We start from the raw sequence: 23,935 nt of genomic DNA, 5'->3' as shown, positions 1-23,935 counted from the left end.
CCTGACCTGGTGATCGGGCGTACTAGTCCCTGAGAGCGACGAGGGGACGAGAAAGTGACGCGATCGATCTGGGCCTGGCTGCGCCTGTTGGGCGGCGCAGCCATCCTGGCCCTGGTGCTGTGGCGACTGGGCACCGGAGCGTTCCTGGACGGGCTGCGCGTGCTCGACACCGGCGCGCTCGCCGCGGCGCTGCTGATCGGTGCCGCGACCACCGTCCTCAGTGCCTGGCGCTGGTGCCTCGTGGCCCGCGGTCTCGGCATGCGGCTCCCGCTGCGGGACGCGATCGCCGATTACTACCAGGCGCTGTTCCTCAACGCGGCGCTGCCGGGCGGAGTGCTCGGTGACGTCGGGCGTGCCGTGCGGCACGGGCGCGACGAGGGCGACCTGGGCCGTGGCGTCCGGGCGGTCGTGCTGGAGCGCACAGCCGGGCAGTTGGTGCTGCTGCTCGTCGGAGTGGCGGTGCTCATTACCGTACCCTCGCCGGTTTTGACCTTGGCGAAGCAGAACGAAGCCGGTCTCGCCGCGGTGACCGTGGGTGTCGCGGTGGCCGGCGTCCTGGTCTTTCTGCTGATGCGCCGCATGCGGCGTGGGCGTTCCCGGGCAGCCGGTGCCGCACGCACCGGGCTCACCGAGATCCGCTCAGGTCTTCTCTCCCGGCAGGCCGGTCCGGGCGTGCTGCTGGCCTCGGCGGCGGTGCTCGCGGGGCACCTGGCCACCTTCATGATCGCGGCCCGCGCCGCCGGAAGTGCCGCCTCGCTGCTGCAACTCGCGCCGCTGCTGCTTCTCGCGCTGCTGGCCATGGGCCTGCCGATCAACGTGGGCGGCTGGGGACCGCGCGAGGGCGTGATGGCGTGGGCGTTCGGCGCGGCCGGGCTGAGCGCGGCGCAGGGGCTGACGATCGCGGTGGCCTACGGCATCCTGGCCTTCGTGGCCGCCGCACCGGGCGCGGCGATCGTCGTGGTCCGCCTGATGGCCCGCTCCCGCGAGCGCTCCGTCGCCGCGATCGCGCCGGTCTCCCCCGCGCCGGTCATGGCCGCGCAGCCGATCCTCGTGCCGGCGCCGATCCAGATGGTCCGGCGGCAGCCCGCGTACTCCGGCGGTGTCGCCGCTTGATCTCCGCGTTAGGGCCCGGTTCAGTGCTCGGCGTGCCCGGAACGTCCGGAGGCACGGCGGGCGCCGGTTCAGTGCTCGACGTGCCCCGGACGGGGCCCGGGTCAGTGCTCGAAGCGGTCGGAGAGGGCGTAGCGCAGCAGCACCACGTCCCCGATCTGCCGCACCTCGGCGAGCGCCGCACGGTTGCGCGGGCCCCACGGGAAGTCGCCGTCGTGGACGAAGCGCGGCGCCCGCGAGTCGCCGACGAAGAACGGCGCCACGACCAGGTGCAGCTCGTCGGCGATCCCGGCGGTCAGGAACTGGGTGTGCATCCGGCCGCCGCCCTCGACCATCAGGCGGCCGATCCCGCGGGCGGCCAGGTCGGAGGCGACCCGGCGCACGTCGACCGGATCGCCGCCGTCCACCACGGTGGCGCGGTCGCCGAGCAGCTTCTCGGCGGCGACCAGCGACGGCGCGGCACAGTAGACCAGTTTGGCGCTGTCCCCCGTGGTGAAGAAGGACGCGTCCGGGTCGAGGTGGCAACTGCTCGTTACGGTGACCTTGACCGGGTCCGGCTGTTCGCCGCGGGCGATCCGCGCCGCGCGACGCTCCGCCGAGCGCACCAGCAGCCGCGGGTTGTCCTGCCGGATGGTGGACGCGCCGACCAGGATCGCGTCGCACCCGGCGCGGACCTCGTCGACCCGGTCGAAGTCGGCAACGTTCGAGAGGAGCAGCCGCTCCGGACCGGCATCATCGAGATAGCCGTCGATCGACATGCCACAGCTCAACAAGATGTAAGGACGCTCAGCCACCGATGATCTCCGCATTTGGAAGGTCTCCCCACGATAATCCCCGCGTGCGGAGCGCGATCCCGGGGCAGATCATCGGTAGAGCCGGGCACGGCGGGAACCAAGAAGGAGGACCGATGTTCGAGGACCGGGCAGGGGTGGCGACGGTGACCAAGGCGACGATCCGGCGGCAGGTCACCGTGCCGTTGCGCTTCCCCGACGGGTACGCCACGACCGCGCGGGTGATGACCTTCGACGGGCTGGCCGACGGGAAGGAACACCTCGCGCTCGGCCTCGGCGACTGGCAACGGGCCCTGACCAAGTCGGCGGCCGGCGGGCGGGCTCCTCTCGTACGGCCGCACAGCGAGTGCCTCACCGGTGACGTCTTCGGCAGCCAGCGCTGCGACTGCGGCCCGCAGTTGCGCGAGGCGGTGGAGCGGATCGCCGACCAGGGCGGTTTCCTGCTCTACCTGCGCCAGGAGGGCCGTGGCATCGGGCTGTACGCCAAACTGGACGCGTACGCGCTGCAGGACGACGGGCTTGACACGTACCAGGCGAACGTGGCGCTCGGGCGGGGCGAGGACGAGCGCGACTACACGGCGGCGGCGCAGATGCTGCTCGCCCTCGGCGTGAGCCAGGTGCGGCTGCTCAGCAACAACCCGGACAAGGCCGCGCAGCTCACCGGCCTGGGCATCGACGTGACGCAGCGGATCCCGACCGGGGTGCACCTGTCCGCGGCGAACGTGCGCTACCTGAGCGTCAAGGCCACCCACACGGCACACACGATCGACCTGCCGCTCGCCGAATGAAAGCCCCTTAGGGGGTGACGTCCGGCGCCTTCTGGCGGCAACTCCGGCACGATGAGATGGTGGCGGGCGTGAAACTTCCCGGGGCGGACGAGCTGGAAGCGATGGTGGCCGCGGTCGATCAGCTGCCGTTCATCGTCGCGGTGTGCGAGGGGCCGGACCTCAACCTGGTCGCGTGCAACGCGGCCACCCGTGCGGTGCTGCCCGGCCGGGAGGTGATCGGCCGTCCCATCCGGGACGTGCTCGCCGACCTCGCCGGGCAGCAGTTCGTGGACGCGTACTACGAGGTGTACCGGACCGGGCAGCCGATCGCCGGGCAGCAGTGGCGCGCGCACCTGGACCAGCCGGACGGGTCCGTCCACGAGATGTTCGCGACGTTCACGATCATCCCCTGGCTCGACGCCGGGGGCGGGCTGCGCGGCGTCATCGGCGCGGCGTTCGACGTCACCGAGCTGACCCGCACCCGGCAGGCCGCCGAGGCGGAGGCGAGCCGGCTGCGGCGGCGCTACGAGCAGAGCCGCGACGTGATCACGGCACTCCAGCGGGAGCTGCTGCCGTCCGGGCTGCCGGTGCTGCCGGGACTGCAGGTGGCGGCGAGCTACCTGCTGGCGGACGCGGAGACAGCGGCCGGCGGGGACTGGTTCGACGCGGTGTCCCGCCCGGACGGCCGGGTCGCGCTGGTCGTCGGCGACGTCGTCGGGCACGGCGTGACGGCGTCCGGGGTGATGGGCCAGCTGCGAGCCGTGCTGCAGGAACGGCTGGACTCGGGTGCGAGTGCCGGCGAGGCGCTCGCGTCCGCGGACCGGCTGGCGAACCGGGTACGCGCGGCGCACGCGGCCACCGTCTGCCTGGTGGTGCTGGACCCCGGCACGGGCGAGATGACGTACTGCACGGCGGGGCATCCGGCGCCGCTGGTGATCTCGGCGGCGGGCACGCGGTTCCTGCCGGGCACCGGTGGGATGCCGCTCGGCACCGGGGGCACGTTCCCGGTGCGGACCGCGTGGCTCGGTGAGGGCGACGTGCTGCTGCTCTACAGTGACGGGATCCTGGAACGGCCCGGCGCCGGGGCGGACACGGCCGACGAACTCGCGCGGGTGGCGGCGGACGCGGCGGCGGGACGGGCGCTGCACGACCCGGGTTCCACCGCGGCGGACCGGGTCTGCGCACAGACGCTCGAACTGCTGGTCCGTTCGGGTGGCCATGCGGACGACATCACTCTTCTCGCGGCTCAGCGCGTGTCACCCGTACCCTCTCTGGTTCTTGATCTGCCCGCTGAGCCGGCGGCGTTGCGCTCAGCCCGCGCCCGGCTGGGATCCTGGCTGAACGCGGCGGGTGCGGCTGAGCATGACGCGTTCGCGCTGCAGCACGCCATCGGCGAACTCGCGACCAATGCCATCGAGCACGCGTTCGGCGGTGATTTCGGAAAAGACATCATTGAGGTACGCGCGACGCTCGATCAATCGGGAACGGTGTGCGTGACGGTTGCCGACCACGGTGGGTGGCGCGCGCCCGTCCGGCAGCCGGCGCGTGGGCGTGGCCTGGCGCTGACCGCGCAACTGGTGCAGAGCCTGCGGGTGGAGCCGGGCGAGACCGGGACCGTGGCCACCGTGCGGCATCCCCTGCACCGGCCGGCGCGGCTGCTGACCCGCCTGGACGAGGCGCCGGTGCTGCGGCTGCCGTCCGACGAACTGACGATCAGTGAGCTGCGTGACGAGGCCTCGGTGCGGCTGGACGGCCCGGTGGACGCGGCGTCGGCGGCACAGGTACGACAGGAGCTGCTACGGCGCAGCCGCGGTGGGACGGTGGCCATGGAGGTGGACCTCTCCGGAGTGACACACCTGGCCAGTGCCGGGGTGTCGGCGCTGTTCCTGCTCGCCGAGAGCCACCAGGGAAAGGCGCCGTTGACGCTGGACGCGGCGCCGGGCACGCCCGCCAGGACGATCCTGGAACTGGTCGGGCTTTATCCACAGGGCTGAACGATCTTCCGTTCGGCTCTCTACTATCGCGGGGTGACTTCAGCCATTCCGGTCTCCGATGCCACCGACGCCCTCAATCGGATCTTCGGCTATCCGTCGTTCCGCGGGCAGCAGGAGGAGATCGTCTCGCACGTGATCGGCGGCGGTGACGCCCTGGTGCTGATGCCGACCGGTGGCGGCAAGTCGCTGTGCTATCAGATTCCGGCCCTCGTGCGCCCTGGCACCGGCGTGGTGGTCTCGCCACTGATCGCGCTCATGCAGGACCAGGTGGACGCGTTGCGCACGCTGGGTGTGCGGGCCAACTTTCTGAACTCGTCGCAGGACTTCGAGGAGCGGCGGATCGTCGAGGCCGAGTTCGTGGCGGGCGAGCTGGACCTGCTCTACGTGGCGCCGGAAGGCCTCGGGACACCGGGCGTGCAGCGTCTGCTGGACCGGGGCCGGATCTCGCTGTTCGCGATCGACGAGGCGCACTGCGTGTCGCAGTGGGGCCACGACTTCCGGCCGGACTATCTCGGGCTGTCGATGCTGCACGAGCGGTGGCCGGACGTGCCGCGGATCGCGCTGACGGCGACGGCGACGCCGGAGACGCGGGACGAGATCGCGGCGCGGCTGCGGCTGGATTCGGCACGCCATTTCACGGCCAGTTTCGACCGGCCCAACATCCAGTATCGGATCGTGCCGAAGAATCAGCCGTCCAAACAGCTTCTCGAGCTGTTGCGGACAGAGCACGCCGGGGACGCGGGAATCGTGTATTGCCTGTCGCGGGCATCGGTGGAGAAGCACGCCTCGTTCCTGACGGAGAACGGGATTCCGGCGCTGCCCTATCACGCGGGGCTCGACGCGCGGACGCGATTCGAGAACCAGGCTCGGTTCCTGCGCGAGGACGGGCTGGTGATGGTGGCGACGATCGCGTTCGGAATGGGGATCGACAAGCCGGACGTGCGGTTCGTCGCGCATCTGGATCTGCCGAAGTCAGTGGAGGGTTACTACCAGGAGACAGGACGGGCGGGCCGGGACGGGCAGCCGTCGACGGCCTGGTTGGCGTACGGGCTTCAGGACGTGGTCCAGCAGCGCAAAATGATCGACAGTTCCGAGGGGGACGTGTCGTTCCGGCGTAATGCGGCGCGGCATCTGGACTCGATGCTGGCGTTGTGTGAGTCCGTGACGTGCCGGCGCGCTCAGCTACTTGCCTATTTCGGACAAGTCGGTCATGCGGATTCTTGTGGCAATTGCGATGTCTGCCTGTCGCCGCCGGAGTCGTGGGACGGGACGGTCGCGGCGCAGAAGCTGCTGTCCACGGTGTTCCGGCTGCAGAAGGAGCGCGGGCAGAAGTTCGGTGCGGGCCAGTCGATCGACATCCTGCTGGGCAAGCGCACCGAGAAGGTGGCCCAGTTCCGGCACGACTCGCTGACGGTCTTCGGGATCGGCACCGACCTGCGGGAGGCGGAGTGGCGGGGCGTGGTGCGGCAGTTGCTGGCGGGCGGGTTCCTGGCGGTCCAGGGTGAGTACGGAACACTCGCCCTGACCGAACGCAGCAGCGAGGTCCTCCGCGGCGAACGCAAACTGATGATGCGCCGCGAGGTGGCCCCGGCCCGCGCGGCCCGCACCTCGTCATCCCGCGCGACAGCCCCGGCGGTCGACATGCCGGAGTCGGCGATGCCGTTGTTTGACCGGCTGCGGGCCTGGCGCGGTGCGACGGCCAAGGAACAGGGCGTCCCCGCCTACGTCATCTTCCACGACGCCACGCTGCGGGCGATCGCGGCGCTGGCCCCGGCGACGATGGAGCAGTTGGGCACGGTGAGCGGGGTCGGCCAGAGCAAGCTGGCCAAGTTCGGGGAGCAGGTGCTGGCCGCGGTCAACGAGGAGGACCCGGCCTGAGCAGAGCCGCGGGGGCAGGTCAGACGGCGGGCGGAATGTCGGCGACCGTCACCTGGCCGTCGACGAGGACTTCGACGAGCGTGTCGCTTCCCAGGGGTGGAGCCAGAACGCCGGCTGTGCGTTCACGATGTCCTCGGCGTGCTGGATCACCAAGGCCGTCTCCGCGACAACGTCGGGGATGGAACCGCCGCCCCACAGAATCGCTGTGCGGCCGGCGTGTTCGGACAGGATCTCCGACGCCACGCCGGGCCAGTCGCGCTCATGGTCGTGGTAGAAGCGCTGTGACCGGAACGGCGCTCTCCCCCAGTCGATCTCCTGGCAGTTGAGGGCCGGGAACCTGCCCGTCGTCGCCGCCGCCAGCCTGTGGCTCTCGTCAGCGGTGAGAATCGAGACCTGGCCGTCCGCCACCAGCCCCGGGTCTCGCATGAGAGCGGGAAGGTTGTTCCCGTGGAACGTGGACATGTCGCCGCCCGTCACGTGGTCGCCGGTGAATCGGGGTGGTTGCCGGCGCTACGCCTCGTCGCGCCCGGCACGCCGGGCGGCGTTGGCTGGTGGCAGCGCCGCCCGGGGTGAGTCAGGGTTCGCGGATTGCTTCGCCGGCTAGTTCGATTTGGACCTTTTTGCCTACCAGGACGCCGCCGCTTTCGAGGAGGACGTTCCAGAGCAGGCCGAAGTCCTCGCGGTCGAATTCGGCGGTGGCGCTGAAGCCGAAGATGTCCCGGCCGTAGGGGTCGCGGCGGGCGCCGCCGAATTCGAGGTTCATGTTGATGGGGCGGGTCACGTTCTTGATGGTCAGCATGCCGCTCACCACGAAACGGCCGGATGCCCTGGTGGCGGCTGGTGGCAGGTCGGCGACGGTGCCGCGGCGGCCCAGTGGGTTGTTGCGCAGGCGGGCCCAGTGGAAGATCGGGTCGCTGTCCGCCTCCCATTGGATGGCGGTGCTGCGGTACTCCAAGGTGGGGAACCGCTCCACGTCCAGGAAGTCCGCGCTGGACAGATGGGTGTCCCGCTCCGGGTTGTGCGTGTTGATGGTGGCGGCCTGGATCGTCGCGCTGATCGACGACCGGAGCGGGTCGCCTCCCACGACGATCGTCGCGGACGCCTTGGCGAACTCGCCCCGGATCGGGCTGACCATCATGTGCTGTGCCAGGAACCCGATGCGCTTGTGTGCTTCGTCCAGTGTGTAGACGCCTGGATCCGGAATCATCAGACCGTTCCACTCGCGAATCGGCCGGTCGACCTTCACGTAGCCTCCCCCTCGGCAACATCCGGCACCCTGAAGCGCGGGCCCCCCGGCTCGCTCAGGTGCTGGATACGCGGCGATTCTAGGCTCCACGTTGGTCACACAGGGTCCCCGAGTGTTGCAATACGTGGCCGCCGCCACAGTCGTTCGACCCCACAAGATCGTTGATTTCGTACTATTCGGTACGGCTCGCCCACATCGACCGGAGGCGCTCTGAACTGCGAGGATGCAGCTCTCAGGGAGGCTCGGCCGCGGTTGTTGAGCAAGTGTTGTCAAAAGCCGGACACGCGACGACCCGGTAACTCGCTGTCACGACAACACTCACGCCATGGAGTCAGGCGACAACGCCGAAAGGCGCGCGAGGCCGCACCACCGACACGGTGGCGCGGCCTCGCGGCGTTGGTGACAGGGTTACTGCTGGCCGATGTTGACCATCCAGGGGACGCCGTAGCGGTCGGTCAGCTGGCCGAACTCGTCGCCCCACATCTGCTTCTCCAGGGGCATGGTGACGGTGGCGCCCTCGGTCAGCTTGGACCAGACGTCGTGGAGGTTGCCGTCCGGGGTGCCGGAGAGGCTGACGGTGATCGTGTTGCCGGGGTTGAAGTCCATGCCGGGGGCGGTGTCGGAGGCCATCAGCGTGTTGCCGTCGGGCAGGGTGAGCATCGCGTGCATCACCTTGTCCTTGATCTCCGGGTCGGGCGTGCCGAACTCGCCGAACGTGTTGAGCCGCAGCTCGCCGCCGAGCACGCTCCTGTAGAACTCCATGGCCTCGCGCGCGTTGCCGTTGAACGTCAGGTAGGGGTTGAGCCGGGACGTCATGACAGCTCCCTTGCCGATAGACCCGTCGGGATTCGCTTTCACCCCGCACCGTAAACCCGCCCACCGACAAGTTCGGCGCGAATCGGAAGGCTGTACCCGGTCGGGTTTCGGGACGGGGCCTAGCGGTGGTCGGAGCCCTCGGACTCGACGGCGGCGCGGCCGGCTTCGAGGCGGGCGATGGGTACGCGGAAGGGCGAGCACGACACGTAGTCCAGGCCGACCTGGTGGAAGAAGTGCACCGAGTCGGGGTCGCCGCCGTGTTCGCCGCAGACGCCCAGCTTCAGGCCGGGACGTGCGGCCCGGCCCTCCTCGGCGGCGATCTTCACGAGGCGGCCGACGCCGTCCGCGTCGATCGACTCGAACGGGGAGATGCCGAAGATGCCCAGTTCGAGGTAGCGCCAGAAGAACGCGCCCTCGACGTCGTCGCGGGAGAAGCCCCAGGCCATCTGGGTGAGGTCGTTGGTGCCGAAGGAGAAGAACTCCGCGGCCTCGGCGATCTGGCCGGCCGTCAGGGCCGCGCGCGGGACCTCGATCATGGTGCCGATCAGGACCTGGACGCCCGACGAGCCGACCACCTCCGCGATGATCTTTTCGGCCTCCGTGCGTACCGTCTCCAGCTCCTGAACCGCACCGACCAGCGGGACCATGATCTCCGGGCGCGGCTTGCCGCCCTCGGCGGCAAGCGCGACCGCGGCCTCGGCGATGGCACGGACCTGCATGGCGAAGAGGCCGGGGATGACCAGGCCGAGACGTACGCCGCGAAGGCCCAGCATCGGGTTCTGCTCGTGCATCCGCCGGACCGCCGCGAGCAGTTGCTCGTCGTGCTCCACGTGCTGGCCGTGCTCGTGCTGGACCGCCACCCGCACGGCGAGTTCCTCCAGCGACGGCAGGAACTCGTGCAGCGGCGGGTCGATCAGCCGGATGGTGACCGGGAGCCCGTTCATCTCGCGGAAGATGTCCAGGAAGTCGGCGCGCTGCAACGGCTGCAACGCCGCGAGGGCGTCGTCGCGCTCGGCGTCGGTGCGGGCCAGGATCAGGCGTTCGACCAGTTCGCGGCGGTCGCCGAGGAACATGTGCTCGGTGCGGCACAGCCCGATGCCCTGCGCGCCGAACCGGCGGGCGCGGGCCGCGTCGGCGCCGGTGTCCGCGTTGGTGCGCACGCGAAGGACACGGAGCGAGTCGGCGTGCGTGAGGATCCGGTGCACCGCCGCGACCAGCGGGTCGTTGGCCTGGGCGGGGTCGAGATCGCCCTCGAAGTACTGCACCACCTCGCTCGGCCGCACCGGCACCTCGCCGAGGTAGACCCGGCCGGTGGTGCCGTCGACCGAGATCACGTCGCCCTCGTCGACGACCGTACCGCCCAACGAGAAGGAGGAGGGGCCGACGGAGAGTTCGTCGGCGCCGCAGACGCAGGTCTTGCCCATGCCCCGGGCCACCACGGCCGCGTGCGAGGTCTTGCCGCCTCGGCTGGTCAGGATGCCCTGCGCCGCGATCATGCCGGGCAGGTCGTCGGGGTTGGTCTCCCGGCGGACCAGGATGACCGGTTTGCCGGTGGCCGCGACCTCGACCGCGCGCTTGGAGGTGAAGACCACTTCACCGTACGCGGCACCGGGCGAGGCGCCGACCCCACGGGTGATCGAGGACGGGTCGCCGGACAGGTCGAACCGGGGGAACATCAGCTGGGCCAGCTGCGCGCCGGTGACCCGGGTGAGCGCCTCGTCGAGGTCGATCACGCCCTCGTCGACGAGCTGGGCCGCGATCGTGAACGCGGCGGCGGCGGTGCGCTTCCCGACCCGGGTCTGCAGCATCCACAGCTTGCCGCGCTCGATGGTGAACTCGATGTCGCACAGGTCCCGGTAGTGGCCCTCGAGGGTGGCCATGATCTGCATGAGCTCGTCGTACGACTTCTTGTCGAGCCGTTCCAGGTCGGACAGCGACAGCGTGTTGCGGATGCCGGCCACCACGTCCTCGCCCTGCGCGTTGGACAGGTAGTCGCCGTACACGCCCTGCTCGCCGGTGGCCGGGTCGCGGGTGAACGCGACGCCCGTGCCGGAGTCGGAGCCGAGGTTGCCGAAGACCATGGCGACCACGTTGACGGCGGTGCCCAGGTCGGTGGGGATGCGCTCCTGCCGGCGGTAGAGGACGGCGCGGTCGGCGTTCCAGGACCGGAAGACGGCGCCGATGGCGAGGTCGAGCTGCTCGCGCGGGTCCTGCGGGAAGTCGTGACCGGTGTGTTTCAAGAACACTTTTTTGTACGCGGTGACCAGCCCACGAAGATCGTCGGCGTCGAGCTGGACGTCGTCCTTGACGCCCTTGGCCGTCTTCGCCTTGTGCAGCGCCTCCTCGAACTCCTCGCCGGGCACGTCGCAGACGGTCTTGCCGAACATCTGGATGAGACGACGGTACGAGTCCCAGGCGAACCGGTCGTTGCCGCCGGCCTGACGCGACAGCCCGTCCACCGACTCGTCGTTGAGCCCGACGTTGAGGACCGTCTCCATCATGCCGGGCATCGAGAACTTGGCGCCCGAGCGCACCGAGACGAGCAGCGGGTCGGACGGGTCGCCGAGCCGCCGGCCCATGTCGCGTTCCAGCGTCGCCAGGTGCTCGTCGATCTCGCCGGACAGGCCGTCGACCTGCGTACCGTCGCGAAGGTATTCCTTGCACGCCTCGGTGGTGATCGTGAATCCGGGAGGAACGGGCAGGCCCAGGTTCGTCATCTCCGCGAGATTGGCGCCCTTGCCACCCAGCAGGTCTTTGAGGTCCTTGTTTCCCTCATGGAAGTCGTAGACGAACTTCATGCCGCACACACCTCCGGTTACGAATCCGCGGCCGAATCATGTTCGTGCCCCGAGATTCGTAAGGCTAAGCACGACTGCGGTGAATAGTTAACAGTCCGGTGGGCTTTTCCACACCCGCACGGAAGACTCTGTTCGGATCACGCTCTCTGCGCGCAGTTACGAGCACCGCTGGTCGCGAGGTAGCGTTTCGGCAATGGAGGGACTCCGCCGGCGAAGTGCCCGGCGACTCAGCGGGCTGCGTCTCCCGTACCCCTTCGATCTTGATCTTCTGTGCGACGAGGTCGCCGCCTCGCGCGGCAGACCGCTGCACCGCCGCCCGCTCGCGGGTCTGAAGGCCGGCGCCCCGTGCGGCCTGTGGCTGGGAATGCCCACCGCGGACTACGTCTTCTACGATCCCGGCACCTCGCCGCTGCACGCCGAGCACATCGTGCTGCACGAGATCGCGCACATCCTCTGCGGTCACGCCGCCGGGCCCGCGCACGGTGACCTCGTCGCGCGGCTCTTCCCCGATCTGGATCCCGCCCTGGTCGCGCGGATGCTGGGCCGCGCCGGGCACACGACGGCGCAGGAGCGCGAGGCCGAGATGCTCGCTTCGATGATCCGGACGGCGGGTTCACCGGCCCGCGACCGGGCATGGCCGCGAACCAGGCGCCGGGTCAGGACCGTTCTCGCCGCCTACCGGATGCTGATCGTGCTGCGCCCGCTGTGGAGCGCGATGCGGTCCGCGTTCCCCGAGGTCGTGCTGTGGCGCCCGGCCCGCTCGGCCGTCGAGTTGCGCGGCGTGGCCGGGGTACGGCTCCGGCTGTACCGCCGGGTCATCGAGATCCGCGACGGCATGCTGGCCCTGCGCGATCACCTGCCCGCCGGGACGGCTCCGGAGGGGGCCGCCGCTGAGGCCCGGGCCATCGCGGCCGCGTTGAGTCGCCTCGCCGCCGGGGAGCCGCCGGCCGACCCGCCGGGTCGCTGGGCGCCCGTCGGCCCGGACATGGCCGACGAGATCGCCTGGCTGTCCCGGGTCAGCGTCGCCTATCGCGCGCTCAACGAGGGTGCTCCGACTCCCACACCCGCTGGATCAGCTCGCTGATCGCGGCGCGGCCGCTCGGCGACACATCCGCCGCCCGCAGCGCCATCTCGGTCACCCCGGCCTCGCTCAGCGCCCGCAGCAGATCCAGCTGCCGGTCGACCCGCGCGGTCGTCTCGTCGTCGAGAAAATACGCCACCGGGACGCCGAAATACGTCGCGAGCGCCGTCAGATGCTGAACAGTCGGGTTGTCGCGGCGGCCGGTGCGCAGCTGCCAGATGTAGGTGTGCGAGATCGGCACACCCTGCCCGGCGCGGATCGCCTCGGCGACCGCCATGTAGCTGGGCTCCGGTCGCCCGGTGGCGCGGAACAGCCGGTCCAGCTTCTCGGCAATCGAGAAGACCCCCGCCGCACCCACCATCCCGCACCACCTCCCGCCGGGCCCCGTGCTCATCAGAGGACGCCATGAGCAGCGGCGATGCCGATGCACATCCCCCGATGTAGGCGGTCCGTAAACTGAGATTGACGAGCCGGACAAAAGCCTAGGCGAGCTTCGAACCGCGCTCAAGAAACATCACCGGGACGGTGGAGTCCGCATCGGACAGTCGGGGGATGCCGCTCCCGGTCGCTCGGAGGACCCGGGAAAATAAGGGCGCCGCTGCGAATTCCACGGGGGAAGAACTCGCAACGGCGCAGAGCGAACATTAGACCAACCGCGTCGCGCTCGCAATCCCGGGTGTCACGCGACTCGTTGGACAACCGTGCCGACCAGGCGCTGCCAGTCCTGGTCGAAGCTGGGTGACGGGCTCGCGTTGTCCAGGCGATAGACGGCGTACGAGTCGACAAGCACCACGTTCCGGCTGTTCAGCACGGCGACCGCGGTGTCGGCGGTGCCCGGGTGCGCCGCCTCGTACAGCTTGTGGCGGACGATCACGAAGCCGGACCAGCCACCCTCGTCGATCGGGCGTACCTCGACGGTCTCGGAGTAGGCCGGCTCGTTGCGGTCCGCCGTGGTGGTCGCGGGCACGTCCGCCGACGGCGGGCACTGGTCGGCCACCGCCTTCAGCAGCGCCTGCCCGCTGGCCGCGCTGGCCGCGTCGCCGTAGACCAGGGCGGTCTGGTGCAGGGTCTGCGCGCCCTTGGAGCCCTCGTCCGCGAGCGGCGACGAGACCACGTCGGCGCCCGGCGGCACCTGCGGCGCGGTGGAGGTCCCGCCGCAGAAGCTCACCATCTGCTGCGGGTCGGCGCTCTCCTCAGGCGCCTTCCACGTCGGGCCGACCTCGCCGGCCTGCAGGAAGGCACCGCGCATGGTGGTGAGGGTGATCAGCCCGGCGTCCGGCTCGGACTCGTCCGAGTCGCATCCGGCGACCAGGGTCGCGAGGCAGGCGGCGGCCGCGACGAGAGCGACGCGGCTGCGGGCGGTCGAGAACATCCGGCCATCTTGACAGACAGCGACGAGAGAAGAAAAAACATCGACACACGGTGACCACAAGGACACCCGTCGCGCGCGGCGTCGATCACCGTTAGCGTTGCGGTAGGCGACGACGCCGAGGAGGCCCCCGATGAGCGGGATCGATGAGCTGGCCGCACGGCTGCGCACCGAACTCGGCGCTGACCAGGTGCTCACCGACCGGCAGCAGCTCCGGACGTACGAGTGCGACGGCCTCACCCATTACAAGGTCATCCCAGCCCTGGTCGCGCTCCCCCGCACCGCTGAACAGGTCGCCGCCGTGGTCCGCGCGTGCGCCGGGGCGGGCGTGCCGTTCGTGGCGCGCGGCTCCGGCACCGGTCTCTCCGGCGGTGCTCTCCCGCACGCCGACGGCGTCCTGATCGTGACCTCTCAGCTGCGCCGGATCGTCGACATGCGGCCCGCGGACGAGCGCGCCGTCGTCGAGCCCGGCGTGATCAACCTGCAGGTCACCAAGGCCGCCACCCCGCACGGCTACTACTACGCCCCCGATCCGTCCAGCCAGCAGATCTGCTCGATCGGCGGCAACGTGGCGGAGAACTCGGGCGGCGCCCACTGCCTCAAGTACGGCTTCACCACCAACCACGTGACCGGCCTGCAGGTGGTCACACCGGACGGCGACCTCGTCCAGTTGGGCGGCGCCGCACCGGACACACCCGGCTACGACCTGCTCGGCGCGTTCGTCGGGTCCGAGGGCACGCTCGGCGTCGCCACCGAGGTCACCGTGAAGCTCACCCGGCTGCCGGAGACCGTCCGTACGCTGCTCGCCGCGTTCGCCTCCACCGACCAGGCCGGCGCCGCCACCTCGGCGATCATCGCGGCCGGTGTGGTGCCGGCCGCGATCGAGATGATGGACGCGCTCTCCATCGAGGCCGCCGAGGCCGCGGTGCGGTGCGGCTATCCGCGGGGCGCGGGCGCCGTGCTGATCGTCGAGCTGGACGGGCCGGCCGCCGAGGTGGACGCCCAGTTCGACGAGGTGAGCTCGCTCTGCGACAGCGCGGGCGCGTTCGAGATCCGGGTGGCCGCCGACGACGAGGAGCGGCAGCTGATCTGGCGCGGCCGCAAGTCGGCGTTCGCCGCGGTGGGCCGGATCAGCCCGGACTACATCGTGCAGGACGGGGTGATCCCGCGGACCTCGCTGCCGGAGGTGCTGCGCCGGATGAACGAGGTGGCCGCCGAGCACGGCGTGCGGGTGGCGAACGTCTTCCACGCCGGCGACGGCAACCTGCACCCGCTCGTGCTCTTCGACGGCAGCGTGCCGGGCGAGACCGAACGCGCCGAGACCGTCTCCGGCGCGATCCTCGACCTCTGCATCGAGCACGGCGGGTCGATCACCGGGGAGCACGGCGTGGGCGTGGACAAGGCGCGCTACATGCCGCGCATGTTCACCGACACCGACCTGGACACGATGCAGCTGGTCCGGTGCGCGTTCGACCCGGACGGCCTGTCCAATCCGGGGAAGGTCTTCCCGACACCACGGTTGTGCGGAGAACGGCCGGGACGGCGCAGCGGCGCCTTCGAGTACCAGGGCGCGGAGGTCTTCTGATGACAGTGCTCGACGATCTGGCGGTCAAGGCCGGCGACGACGACGCGGTGGGCGGCGTGCCGGCCCGCCTCGTGGCGGCGCCGGGGTCCACCGAGGAGGCGGCCGCGCTGATCGCCGCCGCGCAAGACCTGCACGTCGTGGTCCGCGGTGGCGGCACGAAGCTGCACTGGGGCAATCCGCCGCGCGAGCTCGACCTGATCATCGACACGCGCCGGCTGGCCGGGGTGCGGGAGCACGCTGCCGGCGACCTGATCACGGTGGTCGGCGCGGGCACGCCGATGGCGATGCTGCACGCGCTGCCCGGCCAGCAACTCGCCCTGGACGCGCCGCCCGGTGCGACCGCCGGCGGCACGGTCGCGGCGAACTCCAGCGGTCCGCGCCGGTTGCGCTACGGCACGTCGCGGGACCTGCTGATCGGCATCACGGTGGTCCGCCCGGACGGGAAGATCGCCAAGGCGGGCGGCCGGGTGGTGAAGAACGTCGCCGGCTACGACCTGGGCAAGCTCTACACCGGTTCCTTCGGAACCCTGGGGCTGATCACCGAGTGCGTGTTCCGGTTGCATCCGGTCACCCAGGCGGCTTCTTTCGTACGCGTGACCGCACCGCCGGGCTGCGCCACCCGGGTCCTGGCCGCCCAGGCCGCCGCCAGCGCTCTCGAGGTGCATGCCGCGCCCGGCGCCGACCCGGAGATCGCGGTGCTGCTCGAGGGCACCGCGGCCGGCCTGCGCGACCGGGCCGAGGCGATGGCCAAGCTGCTCGGCGGTGGTGAGGTCAGCACCGAGCCGCCGTCCTGGTGGGACACTCCGCCACCGGGCGACGTCCTGGTCAAGCTGACCGGCGTCCTCTCCCAGGTGCCCGCGCTGGTCGCCACCGCGGTCGGGGCGGGCGCCACGGTCACCGGCTCGGCCGGGACGGGCGTGCTCTACGCGGGTTTCCCGGCCGACGGCGGCGACCCGCGGAGCCGCCTCGAACTGCTGCGCGCCGCGACGGTCCGGGCCGGCGGCCACGCCGTCGTGCTGTCCGCGCCGGACGAGGTCCGCGACACCCTCGACCTGTGGGGACCGGTGCCGGGGCTGGCGCTGATGCGACGGGTCAAGAACCAGTTCGACCCGGGACACCGGTTCGCGCCGGGGCGGTTCGTGGGAGGGATCTGAGATGACCGACGTGCACGCGACGCACGGGACCGGCGAGCCGCCGCCGGACGCGCTGCGGGCCGCCGAGGCCACGAACGGGCCACACGGCGGGCCGGCCTTCGACGCGGACCACCCGCCGTCCGCCGATCTGGTGTCGGACTGCGTGCACTGCGGGTTCTGCCTGACCACGTGCCCCACGTACACGCTGTGGGGTGAGGAGATGGACTCGCCGCGCGGGCGGATCCACCTGATCGGCCAGGGACTCGACGGCGAGCCGCTCAGCGACTCGATGGTCCGGCACTTCGACAACTGTCTCGGCTGCATGGCGTGCGTGACCGCCTGCCCGTCGGGGGTGAAGTACGACCGGCTGATCGAGGACACCCGTGCCCAGGTCGAACGGCGCCACGAGCGAGGTGCGCGGGACCGGGCACTGCGGGCGGCGATCTTCGCGGTCTTCCCGTACCCCCGAAGGCTCCGCGTGCTGAAAGGGCCGCTCCGGGCGTACCAGAAATCGGGTTTGCAGAGGCTCGTGGCCCGCACCGGCCTCCTGCGACGACTGGCACCCACCCTCGCCACCCTGGACGGCCTCGCGCCGCGGCTGCGGAGCGTGCCCCGGCCGCCGGCTCGCGTCCGCGCACGTGGCACGCGCCGGGCAGTCGTCGGGATGCTGACCGGATGTGTCCAGTCGGCGTTCTTCCCGGAGGTCAACTCGGCGACCGTGCGCGTCCTCGCCGCCGAGGGATGCGAGGTGCTGATCCCTCCCGGTCAGGGCTGCTGCGGCGCGCTGAGCGTCCACAACGGGCGCCGCACCGAGGCACAGCGGTTCGCCCGCCGCCTGATCGACACGTTCGAGTCGACCGGGATGGACTACTTCGTGGTCAACGCGGCCGGGTGCGGGTCGTCTCTGAAGGAGTACGACCAGCTGCTCGCCGACGACCCGGCCTATGCCTCCCGCGCCGCCGCCTTCACCGCGAAGGTCCGTGACCTGTCCGAACTCCTCGTCGAACTCGGGCCGGTTGCCCACCGTCACCCGCTGCCGATCACGGTGGCCTACCACGACGCCTGCCACCTCGGGCACGCACAGGGCGTACGAGCCCAGCCCCGCGCCCTGCTGGCTCAGATACCCGGCCTGACGGTGCGGCCGATCGCTGACGCGGAGATCTGCTGCGGCTCGGCGGGTGTGTGGAACGTGCTCAATCCCGGACCCGCCGCCGAACTCGGCGACCGCAAGGCCGCCGCCGTGCTGGACACCGGGGCCGAGCTTCTCGTCACCGCGAATCCCGGCTGCCTGATGCAGGTGGCCGACGCGGTGCGCCGCCGGGGCGGCTCGATCGCACTGGCCCACACCGCCCAGGTCCTGGACGCCTCCATCCGTGACCTGGGCGGTGCGGGCCTGCTCCGGGGGCGGTGACCCACCATTCACCCCCGGAAGCGTGCGGAGCCGGGCCCGTTCCCAATGCCCCGGCGTCCGCACCTTGCCCCGGCGCTGCTTCCCGTCCCTGCGCCGTGGGTGCTCATCTAGCTCATCGAGAAGCTCGGGTGCGGGGGCTGGTTGTAGGCCGTGTTCTGCCAGGCGATCGCCGTCCGATATTGAATGTCGTGCATCAGCGTGACGACACGCAGGCTGGTCGCCACCGGGGTGCTGTAGATCCGCAGCCGCGTGTTGTCGGTGGTCGGCCAGATCACCTCCTCGCGCCAGTCGCCCAGGATGTCGGCGGACAGCGACGGCGTGGCCTTCGTGCCGTTGTTCGAATGCACGTCGGAGGCGGTCAGTAGGCGGGTGTCGGCGGACGTGCCGTACTTGTCGATCCGCGTCTGGTCGAGCAGCTCCCGCTGGGCGTCGCCGTCCCACCAGATCACGAAGTTGGTGGAACTCGGCTTGCGGCTGGAGACGACCGCGCCGGACGGTGAGCGCACCCCGCTGGGCGCCGACGACCAGGACTCGGCGCCCGCGCTGCCGGCCCAGATGTCGGCGGAGACGCCACGGCCGTTGTCGCCGGACGCCGGGGTGGACCAGAGGACCTGACCGGTACGCGCGTCGGCGAACCACGACGACGGCTTGCTGGAGTCCTCATCGACCTTGAACACCTCGAGGCCGGACCGGTTCGGGTCGAGGTCGCCGACGTGCAGCGCGTCGCCGTGGCCCAGGCCGGTGTTCCACAGCCGGGCGCCGTTGTCGTCGATCGCCAGCGAGCCGTAGATGATCTCGTCACGCCCGTCGGCGTCCACGTCGGCCACGGACAGCTGGTGGTTGCCCTGGCCCGCGGTGCCCGAGTTGGTGGAGCTGTTGCTGTCGAACGTCCAGCGGCGGGTCAGCGTGCCGTTGCGGAAGTCCCAGGCGGTCACCACCGAGCGCGTGTAGTAGCCGCGGGCCATGATGAGGCTCGGGCGCTGGCCGTCCACGTAGGCGGTGCCGGCCAGGAAGCGGTCGACGCGGTTGCCGTACGAGTCGCCCCAGCTGCTGACGGTGCCGCGCGGGGGCACGTAGTCGACGGTGGAGCGGATCGCCCCGGTCTGGCCGTTGAACACCGTGAGGAACTCCGGGCCGGACAGGACGTATCCGCTGGAGTTGCGGTAGTCGGCGCTCGCGTTCCCGATCACCTGACCGGTGCCGGAGACGGTGCCGTCCGCGGTCTTCATGGCGACCTCCGCCTTGCCGTCGCCGTCGTAGTCGTACACCTGGAACTGGGTGTAGTGGGCGCCGGCCCGGATGTTGCGGCCCAGGTTGATCCGCCACAGCCGGGTGCCGTCCAGCCGGTAGCCGTCGATGTAGACCGGGTCGGTGACGCCGGACTGCGAGTTGTCCTTGGCGTTCAGCGGTTCCCACTTGAGGACCAGGTCCAGCCTGCCGTCGCCGTCGAGGTCGCCGGTGGAGGCGTCGTTGGCGGCGTACAGGGAGCTGTTGGGGTTCTGGATCGGCACGTCGAGGTAGCCGTTGCCCGCGCTCAGGGAGGCCGCCGAGGCTGCCTGCTCGGCGCCGTTCACGACCGGCCGGACCGTGTAGGACTGACTCGCCGCCGCGCCCGGGTCCAGATAGTTGGTGACCGACGTGGTGGCGATCCGGGTGGACCCCCGGTAGAGGTTGAACGTCGTGCCGGCCGCGTCATTGGCGAGCAGACGCCAGCTGACCAGGTTTCCGGTGGCGGAGTGGACGCTGATCAGGCCGCGGTCGAGGGCTTCGCGCTGCTTACCGTCGGTGAGCGGGGGGACCGGGGGTGCGGCTTCGGCGGGGATTGCCGCACTTGAGAGGACCAGGCCGGCTGTCAACAGGACGGCGGCAACGGATCTGGTGGGGGCCATTCTCCTACCTCACATCGATGTGCGTTAATGGGAGCGCTCCCAGCGTGCGCCGTTCCCGCACGCTCGTCAAGAACGCCTCAGGAGGCATCCCATGCATCGACGAAGACTCGCCGCTCTCGGCGCCGTCGCAGCACTCCTCTCCGGCGCCGCCGTCGCCACCGCCACCAGGGCGGACGCGGCCGCCGGATGTGCGGTGAAGTACACCGTGTCGTCCCAGTGGCCGGGAGGCTTCGGCGCGAACGTCGAAGTGACCAATCTGGGCGATCCGGTCACGTCGTGGTCGGTCGTGTTCACGTTCACGGCTGGGCAGACCATCAGTCAGCTGTGGAACGGGTCGGTCTCGCAGTCGGGTTCGACGGTTACCGTACGTAATGCCGGCTGGAACGGTTCTGTCGCCTCCGGAGGGAAGGCCTCGTTCGGGTTCAACGGGTCGTGGACGGGGTCGAACCCGGTGCCGCCGGCGTTCTCCCTGAACGGGGTCTCGTGCACCGGCGGGGTCGTGCCGTCGTCGCCCTCGTCGCCGTCACCCTCCCCGTCCACCTCCACCTCCACTCCCCCCACCGGCGGGCCGACCAAGATCATGGCGCTCGGTGACTCGATCACCGGGTCGCCGGGCTGCTGGCGGGCGCTGCTGTGGCAGAAGCTGCCGGCCGCCGCGGTGGACTTCGTGGGCACGTTGCCGGGGCAGGGGTGCGGATTCGCGTACGACGGGGAGAACGAGGGACACGGCGGGTTCCTGGTGACCAACGTGGCCAACCAGAACCAGCTCGTCGGCTGGCTGTCCACGACCGACCCGGACGTCGTGCTGATGCACTTCGGCACCAACGACGTGTGGAACAACATCGCGCCGGCCACGATCCTCACGGCCTACACGAAGCTGGTCCAGCAGATGCGCGCCTCCAACCCGTCCATGAAGATCATCGTCGCGCAGATCATCCCGATGAACGCGTCCAACTGCGCGGACTGCGGGCAGCGGGTGGTGAATCTGAACGCGGCCATCCCGGGATGGGCGGCGTCGACGAGCACGGCGGCGTCACCGGTGACGGTGGTGGACCAGTGGACCGGGTTCAACACGGCGACGGACACGTATGACGGGGTGCACCCGAACGACTCGGGCAACGTGAAGATCGCCAACAAGTGGTACCCGGCGGTGGCGGCAGCCATCTCGTGAAGCCAGTCGCGGGCGGGCCGGGTCCCGCGACCCGCCCGCGACACCCACGGTCACGCCACCTTCATCTCGCCCAGCTCGCTCCAATCGTCCTGGTCGAGGGACTGGCTGACGATGCGCGGTGTGGCCGTCAAGTACTGCGGCAGGTCCTGCTGGGCCTGTTTGAAGTGGGCGGAGCCGACGTGCGCGGCACCCGCGTCGCCGTCGCGGAACGCCTCGACCAGTACGTACTCCTGGTCGTTGTCCAGGCTGCGGGACCAGTCGAACCAGAGACAGCCGGGCTCCGCGCGGGTGGCAGCGGTGAAGGGCCCGGCGATGGCCGGCCAGTCGTCGGCGTGCTCCGGCTTGATCAGGAACTTGGCGGTAATGAAGATCATTTGAACACCTTTCGCATCATAGGTCGGACCGCTTCCTTCATCATCGTCGGCGACGCAGGCTGAGGGGCATGAGCGGCAAAGGCGCCGGACTGCTGCAATCCGTCGAACGAGCGATGCGCGTGCTCGATCACGTCGCCTCGGCGGGCGGTCCGGTGGCCGCCAAGGACGTGTCGCGGGCGCTCGGTCTCACCCTGCCTACCACGTATCACCTGCTCACCACGCTGGTCACCGGCGGTTATCTGGTTCATCTGGCCGAGGAGCGGGCATACGCCCTCGGCCACCGCGTCGACGACCTGGCCCGCGCCCTGCACCGGCAGATCGCCGCACCCGCCGAGGTGTGCCGGGTCGCGGCGGTGGTGCACCGGCAGGCGCACGCCGCCGCCTACTACGCCGCGCTGCGCAACGCCGAGATGATCGTGGCGCACGTCGACGAGTGCCCCGCTCATCCGCGGATACGGATCCTCGGCGTCGGGTTCCATGAGGCGCCGCACGCCACCGCGTTCGGCAAGCTGATGCTCGCCACCCTGGAACCGGCGGATCGTGAGGCCGTGCTGGACCGCACCGGCACCCCGGCGGTCACCGCGGCCACCGTCACCGACCGGCGGCTGCTGCACCGGCAGCTCAGTCAGGTACGCGGCACCGGCCTCGCCGTCGAGGTCAACGAGTTCCAGCCCGACCTGAGCTGCATGGCCGCGCCGGTCAACGATGCCGCGGGACGGTTCGTCGGTGCGGTCGCCGTCTCGCTGCCCACCGGCCGGATGCGCGCCGACCGGTGGGCCGTGGAACGGGTGGTAAGGCTGGGCGCGGTCCGGGCCTCGCGAGCGGTGGCCCTGGAAGCAGCGATCAGAACCGGACGAGCTACCCGGTGAGCCCGTAGCGTGTCGAGAGCAGCCCACGGCAGAGCGCGGTGTTGCCGTCGACGCTCACCCGTACAGTGCGAGCGAAGCGCAACCACGCACCCAGCCGGTCCGCGGCGATCGGCCCGCCCTCGTCGTCGCAGATCGCCAGCTCACTGACCAGCCCGAGCCGCTCCCGGCGCCGGACCACCGCCGACGCCGCGTCCGGTGCGAGCAGCAGCGCCTCCGCCAGGCTCATGTCCGCCCGGAGCTCGGGACCCAGCGCCCGCGCCAGCCGCTCCTGCGCCGCCGTGTGCGCCTTGCGATCGAAAACGGCCCGCAAATCCGAGAGCGAGGGGTCCGAACCGTCGGTGTCGAAGCGGTCTGCGAAACCTCCCGCCGCCGCGTTGATCTCCTCAGCGGCGAAGTGATCAAGGAGGACGACGTCGACGTGGGCGGCGACCGTCAGGAGCGCGTCCCGCGCGTCAGCCACCATCAGCCAGGCGAAGTTGGGCGCGCAGAAATACGTCGGCAACCGTAGTTCTGCGCGTATCCCCTCGTCGTCGCAGGTCAGTGCGGCGACGAAGCCCAGATCGGTGATCGGCTGGTCCAGCTCGGGGTCGCGCACCGTGCTGAGCGCCGACCAGGCGAGGTCCCTCACAGCGAGGCCGATCCGACCGCCGGCCCGGTGTCGGCGGGTTCCTCCGGGACGTCGAACTCGCCGGGCACCTTGATGTCGTAGAGGCGAGCGGCGTTCAGTCCCAGGATCTTCTTCTTGATCGTGGGAGTCAGGACGCCGTACTCGCTCTGCATGTCCTCCGGGATCTGGAAGTCCACGAACTTCTCGATCAGCCACTTCGGCTGCCAGATCGCGTAGTCGCTGCCGAACAGGATCCGGTTCTCGTCGAGCCAGTAGAGCAGCTCGCCGATGATCTGCGCGAAGTAGCGCGGCCGGCTGTGGATGAACGGCATGGCCACGGCGAGCCCGCCGTACACGTTGGGCTCCTGGGTGGCGATCCAGCAGAAGTCCTCGAGGCGGGGCAGGCCGACGTGCTCGACGATGAAGTTCAGCTGCGGGAAGGCGGTGGCGGCGTCGTCCACGTCGGCCACGTCGAAGGCGTCCCGGTTCATCGGGTAGACGGTCGGGCCCTTGTGCACGTGGATATTACGTATCCCTAATTCCTGACATTTCTCTAGATATCTGTATGCCCATGGGTCGGAGAGCTTCCAGCCCTTGGAGTCGCCCTTCCACTCGGCGGTGTACAGCTTCACGCCACGAAGCTGCCACCGCTCGTGCAACTGCTCCAGCGTCTCCAGGCCCGCCTCGCCGTCACGCGGGTCCCACCGGCCGTTGACGATGAACCGCCCCGGATGCCGCTCGGCGAGGGCACCGTTCTGCGCCGTGGTGTTGAAGCCGTTGACGTACCAGTCGGTCAGGTACGTGGACTGCAGGATCGCGACGTCGTCGTACCCGTTCTCGAACAGGTCACGAATCATCCGCTCCTCGGAGTAGCGCTCGAACTCCTCGAGGCTCCACCTGTACTCGTCCGGGGAGAGGTTCGAGTGATAGTCGTGGAAGCACTTGATGAAGCCCTCGCCGTACCGGTTGATCTGATTGGCCGGGCTCCCGTCCCAGAAGTGGGTGTGGGCATCAACAATGAAGTTGTTTTGGTACATGTCCGATAA

At 70.3% G+C, this 23,935-nt stretch carries 21 protein-coding genes; 10 read left to right on the top strand and 11 right to left on the bottom strand.

Features of this window, described 5'->3' with window-relative positions:
- The first annotated feature begins 54 nt into the window (after nt 1–54).
- Nucleotides 55–1,113 carry a lysylphosphatidylglycerol synthase transmembrane domain-containing protein gene (locus AB0M02_RS35510; RefSeq protein WP_364235147.1) on the top strand — a complete coding sequence of 353 codons (1,059 nt, stop codon included), beginning with the start codon at nt 55–57 and terminating at the stop codon, nt 1,111–1,113.
- A gap of 101 nt (nt 1,114–1,214) precedes the next feature.
- Here AB0M02_RS35510 and AB0M02_RS35505 read toward each other — a convergent pair whose 3' ends face one another.
- Nucleotides 1,215–1,904: a dihydrofolate reductase family protein gene (locus tag AB0M02_RS35505; RefSeq protein ID WP_364235145.1), complete on the bottom strand. Its 690-nt coding sequence runs from the start codon at nt 1,902–1,904 to the stop codon at nt 1,215–1,217.
- 113 nt (nt 1,905–2,017) lie between these two features.
- Between AB0M02_RS35505 and ribA the strand changes: the two genes are divergently transcribed.
- The 3 genes from ribA to recQ all read left to right on the top strand — a co-directional run bounded on the left by ribA (nt 2,018) and on the right by recQ (nt 6,540).
- Nucleotides 2,018–2,689, top strand: a complete 672-nt coding sequence (gene ribA / locus AB0M02_RS35500) for a GTP cyclohydrolase II (RefSeq protein ID WP_364235142.1) — start codon at nt 2,018–2,020, stop codon at nt 2,687–2,689.
- Nucleotides 2,690–2,757: 68 nt separating this feature from the next.
- Nucleotides 2,758–4,662 (top strand): SpoIIE family protein phosphatase, encoded by a 1,905-nt coding sequence (locus AB0M02_RS35495; RefSeq protein ID WP_364235139.1) that lies wholly within the window; start codon nt 2,758–2,760, stop codon nt 4,660–4,662.
- A 33-nt stretch (nt 4,663–4,695) separates the two neighbouring features.
- Nucleotides 4,696–6,540, top strand: a complete 1,845-nt coding sequence (recQ, locus tag AB0M02_RS35490; RefSeq protein WP_364235136.1) for a DNA helicase RecQ — start codon at nt 4,696–4,698, stop codon at nt 6,538–6,540.
- A gap of 48 nt (nt 6,541–6,588) precedes the next feature.
- Here recQ and AB0M02_RS35485 read toward each other — a convergent pair whose 3' ends face one another.
- The 4 genes from AB0M02_RS35485 to ppdK form a co-directional block, all read right to left on the bottom strand.
- Nucleotides 6,589–7,002 (bottom strand): hypothetical protein, encoded by a 414-nt coding sequence (locus AB0M02_RS35485; protein ID WP_364235133.1) that lies wholly within the window; start codon nt 7,000–7,002, stop codon nt 6,589–6,591.
- Nucleotides 7,003–7,114: 112 nt separating this feature from the next.
- Nucleotides 7,115–7,747 carry a YceI family protein gene (locus AB0M02_RS35480; RefSeq protein ID WP_364235311.1) on the bottom strand — a complete coding sequence of 211 codons (633 nt, stop codon included), beginning with the start codon at nt 7,745–7,747 and terminating at the stop codon, nt 7,115–7,117.
- 447 nt (nt 7,748–8,194) lie between these two features.
- Nucleotides 8,195–8,602: a VOC family protein gene (locus AB0M02_RS35475; protein ID WP_364235131.1), complete on the bottom strand. Its 408-nt coding sequence runs from the start codon at nt 8,600–8,602 to the stop codon at nt 8,195–8,197.
- 119 nt (nt 8,603–8,721) lie between these two features.
- On the bottom strand, nt 8,722–11,400 hold the full coding sequence (gene ppdK / locus AB0M02_RS35470) for a pyruvate, phosphate dikinase (protein WP_364235129.1): 2,679 nt from the start codon (nt 11,398–11,400) through the stop codon (nt 8,722–8,724).
- Between the two features lie 193 nt (nt 11,401–11,593).
- Here ppdK and AB0M02_RS35465 point away from each other — a divergent pair, with 193 nt between their 5' ends.
- Nucleotides 11,594–12,484: a DUF6545 domain-containing protein gene (locus AB0M02_RS35465; protein WP_364235128.1), complete on the top strand. Its 891-nt coding sequence runs from the start codon at nt 11,594–11,596 to the stop codon at nt 12,482–12,484.
- On the opposite strand, the gene AB0M02_RS35460 is transcribed toward AB0M02_RS35465, so the two are convergent.
- Together AB0M02_RS35460 and AB0M02_RS35455 are read right to left on the bottom strand one after the other, a co-directional pair.
- Nucleotides 12,438–12,875 (bottom strand): helix-turn-helix domain-containing protein, encoded by a 438-nt coding sequence (locus tag AB0M02_RS35460; RefSeq protein WP_364235126.1) that lies wholly within the window; start codon nt 12,873–12,875, stop codon nt 12,438–12,440. The two genes, AB0M02_RS35465 and AB0M02_RS35460, sit on opposite strands and share 47 nt — an antisense overlap.
- Before the next feature lie 285 nt (nt 12,876–13,160).
- Nucleotides 13,161–13,853, bottom strand: a complete 693-nt coding sequence (locus AB0M02_RS35455) for a hypothetical protein (protein WP_364235123.1) — start codon at nt 13,851–13,853, stop codon at nt 13,161–13,163.
- Nucleotides 13,854–13,983: 130 nt separating this feature from the next.
- Here AB0M02_RS35455 and AB0M02_RS35450 point away from each other — a divergent pair, with 130 nt between their 5' ends.
- The 3 genes from AB0M02_RS35450 to AB0M02_RS35440 are packed head-to-tail and all read left to right on the top strand — an operon-like array spanning nt 13,984 to nt 17,979.
- Nucleotides 13,984–15,435 (top strand): FAD-linked oxidase C-terminal domain-containing protein, encoded by a 1,452-nt coding sequence (locus tag AB0M02_RS35450; RefSeq protein WP_364235121.1) that lies wholly within the window; start codon nt 13,984–13,986, stop codon nt 15,433–15,435.
- Entirely contained in the window at nt 15,435–16,589 is a 1,155-nt protein-coding gene (locus tag AB0M02_RS35445; protein WP_364235119.1) for an FAD-binding oxidoreductase, read from the top strand. The genes AB0M02_RS35450 and AB0M02_RS35445 overlap by 1 nt, the downstream gene beginning before the upstream one ends.
- A 1-nt stretch (nt 16,590) precedes the next feature.
- The gene (locus tag AB0M02_RS35440; RefSeq protein ID WP_364235117.1) at nt 16,591–17,979 is read left to right on the top strand and encodes a heterodisulfide reductase-related iron-sulfur binding cluster; all 1,389 of its coding nucleotides are present in this window, start codon (nt 16,591–16,593) and stop codon (nt 17,977–17,979) included.
- A 107-nt stretch (nt 17,980–18,086) separates the two neighbouring features.
- Here the strand turns inward: AB0M02_RS35440 and AB0M02_RS35435 are convergent, their stop codons facing one another.
- Nucleotides 18,087–19,868 (bottom strand): rhamnogalacturonan lyase, encoded by a 1,782-nt coding sequence (locus AB0M02_RS35435; RefSeq protein ID WP_364235114.1) that lies wholly within the window; start codon nt 19,866–19,868, stop codon nt 18,087–18,089.
- A gap of 91 nt (nt 19,869–19,959) precedes the next feature.
- On the opposite strand from AB0M02_RS35435, the gene AB0M02_RS35430 reads away from it, so the two are divergent.
- A complete protein-coding gene (locus AB0M02_RS35430) occupies nt 19,960–21,039 on the top strand; it encodes a cellulose binding domain-containing protein (protein ID WP_364235113.1) in 1,080 nt (359 codons plus the stop codon).
- A 50-nt stretch (nt 21,040–21,089) separates the two neighbouring features.
- Here AB0M02_RS35430 and AB0M02_RS35425 read toward each other — a convergent pair whose 3' ends face one another.
- A complete protein-coding gene (locus tag AB0M02_RS35425; RefSeq protein ID WP_364235112.1) occupies nt 21,090–21,413 on the bottom strand; it encodes a putative quinol monooxygenase in 324 nt (107 codons plus the stop codon).
- 68 nt (nt 21,414–21,481) lie between these two features.
- On the opposite strand from AB0M02_RS35425, the gene AB0M02_RS35420 reads away from it, so the two are divergent.
- Nucleotides 21,482–22,282, top strand: a complete 801-nt coding sequence (locus AB0M02_RS35420) for an IclR family transcriptional regulator C-terminal domain-containing protein (RefSeq protein ID WP_364235110.1) — start codon at nt 21,482–21,484, stop codon at nt 22,280–22,282.
- Here AB0M02_RS35420 and AB0M02_RS35415 read toward each other — a convergent pair.
- Nucleotides 22,272–22,910 carry an iron-sulfur cluster assembly protein gene (locus AB0M02_RS35415; RefSeq protein ID WP_364235107.1) on the bottom strand — a complete coding sequence of 213 codons (639 nt, stop codon included), beginning with the start codon at nt 22,908–22,910 and terminating at the stop codon, nt 22,272–22,274. The two genes, AB0M02_RS35420 and AB0M02_RS35415, sit on opposite strands and share 11 nt — an antisense overlap.
- Nucleotides 22,907–23,926, bottom strand: coding sequence for an amidohydrolase family protein (locus tag AB0M02_RS35410; RefSeq protein WP_364235106.1), 1,020 nt, complete (start codon nt 23,924–23,926; stop codon nt 22,907–22,909). Before AB0M02_RS35410 ends, AB0M02_RS35415 begins: the two co-directional genes overlap by 4 nt.
- Between the last annotated feature and the right edge of the window lie 9 nt (nt 23,927–23,935).

Origin of the sequence: Actinoplanes sp. NPDC051861, from assembly GCF_040681145.1 — a bacterium.
Taxonomy (GTDB): Bacteria; Actinomycetota; Actinomycetes; order Mycobacteriales; family Micromonosporaceae; genus Actinoplanes.
Note: the sequence above shows the minus strand (reverse complement) of the source record. Positions and strands in the feature narration are given on the sequence as shown.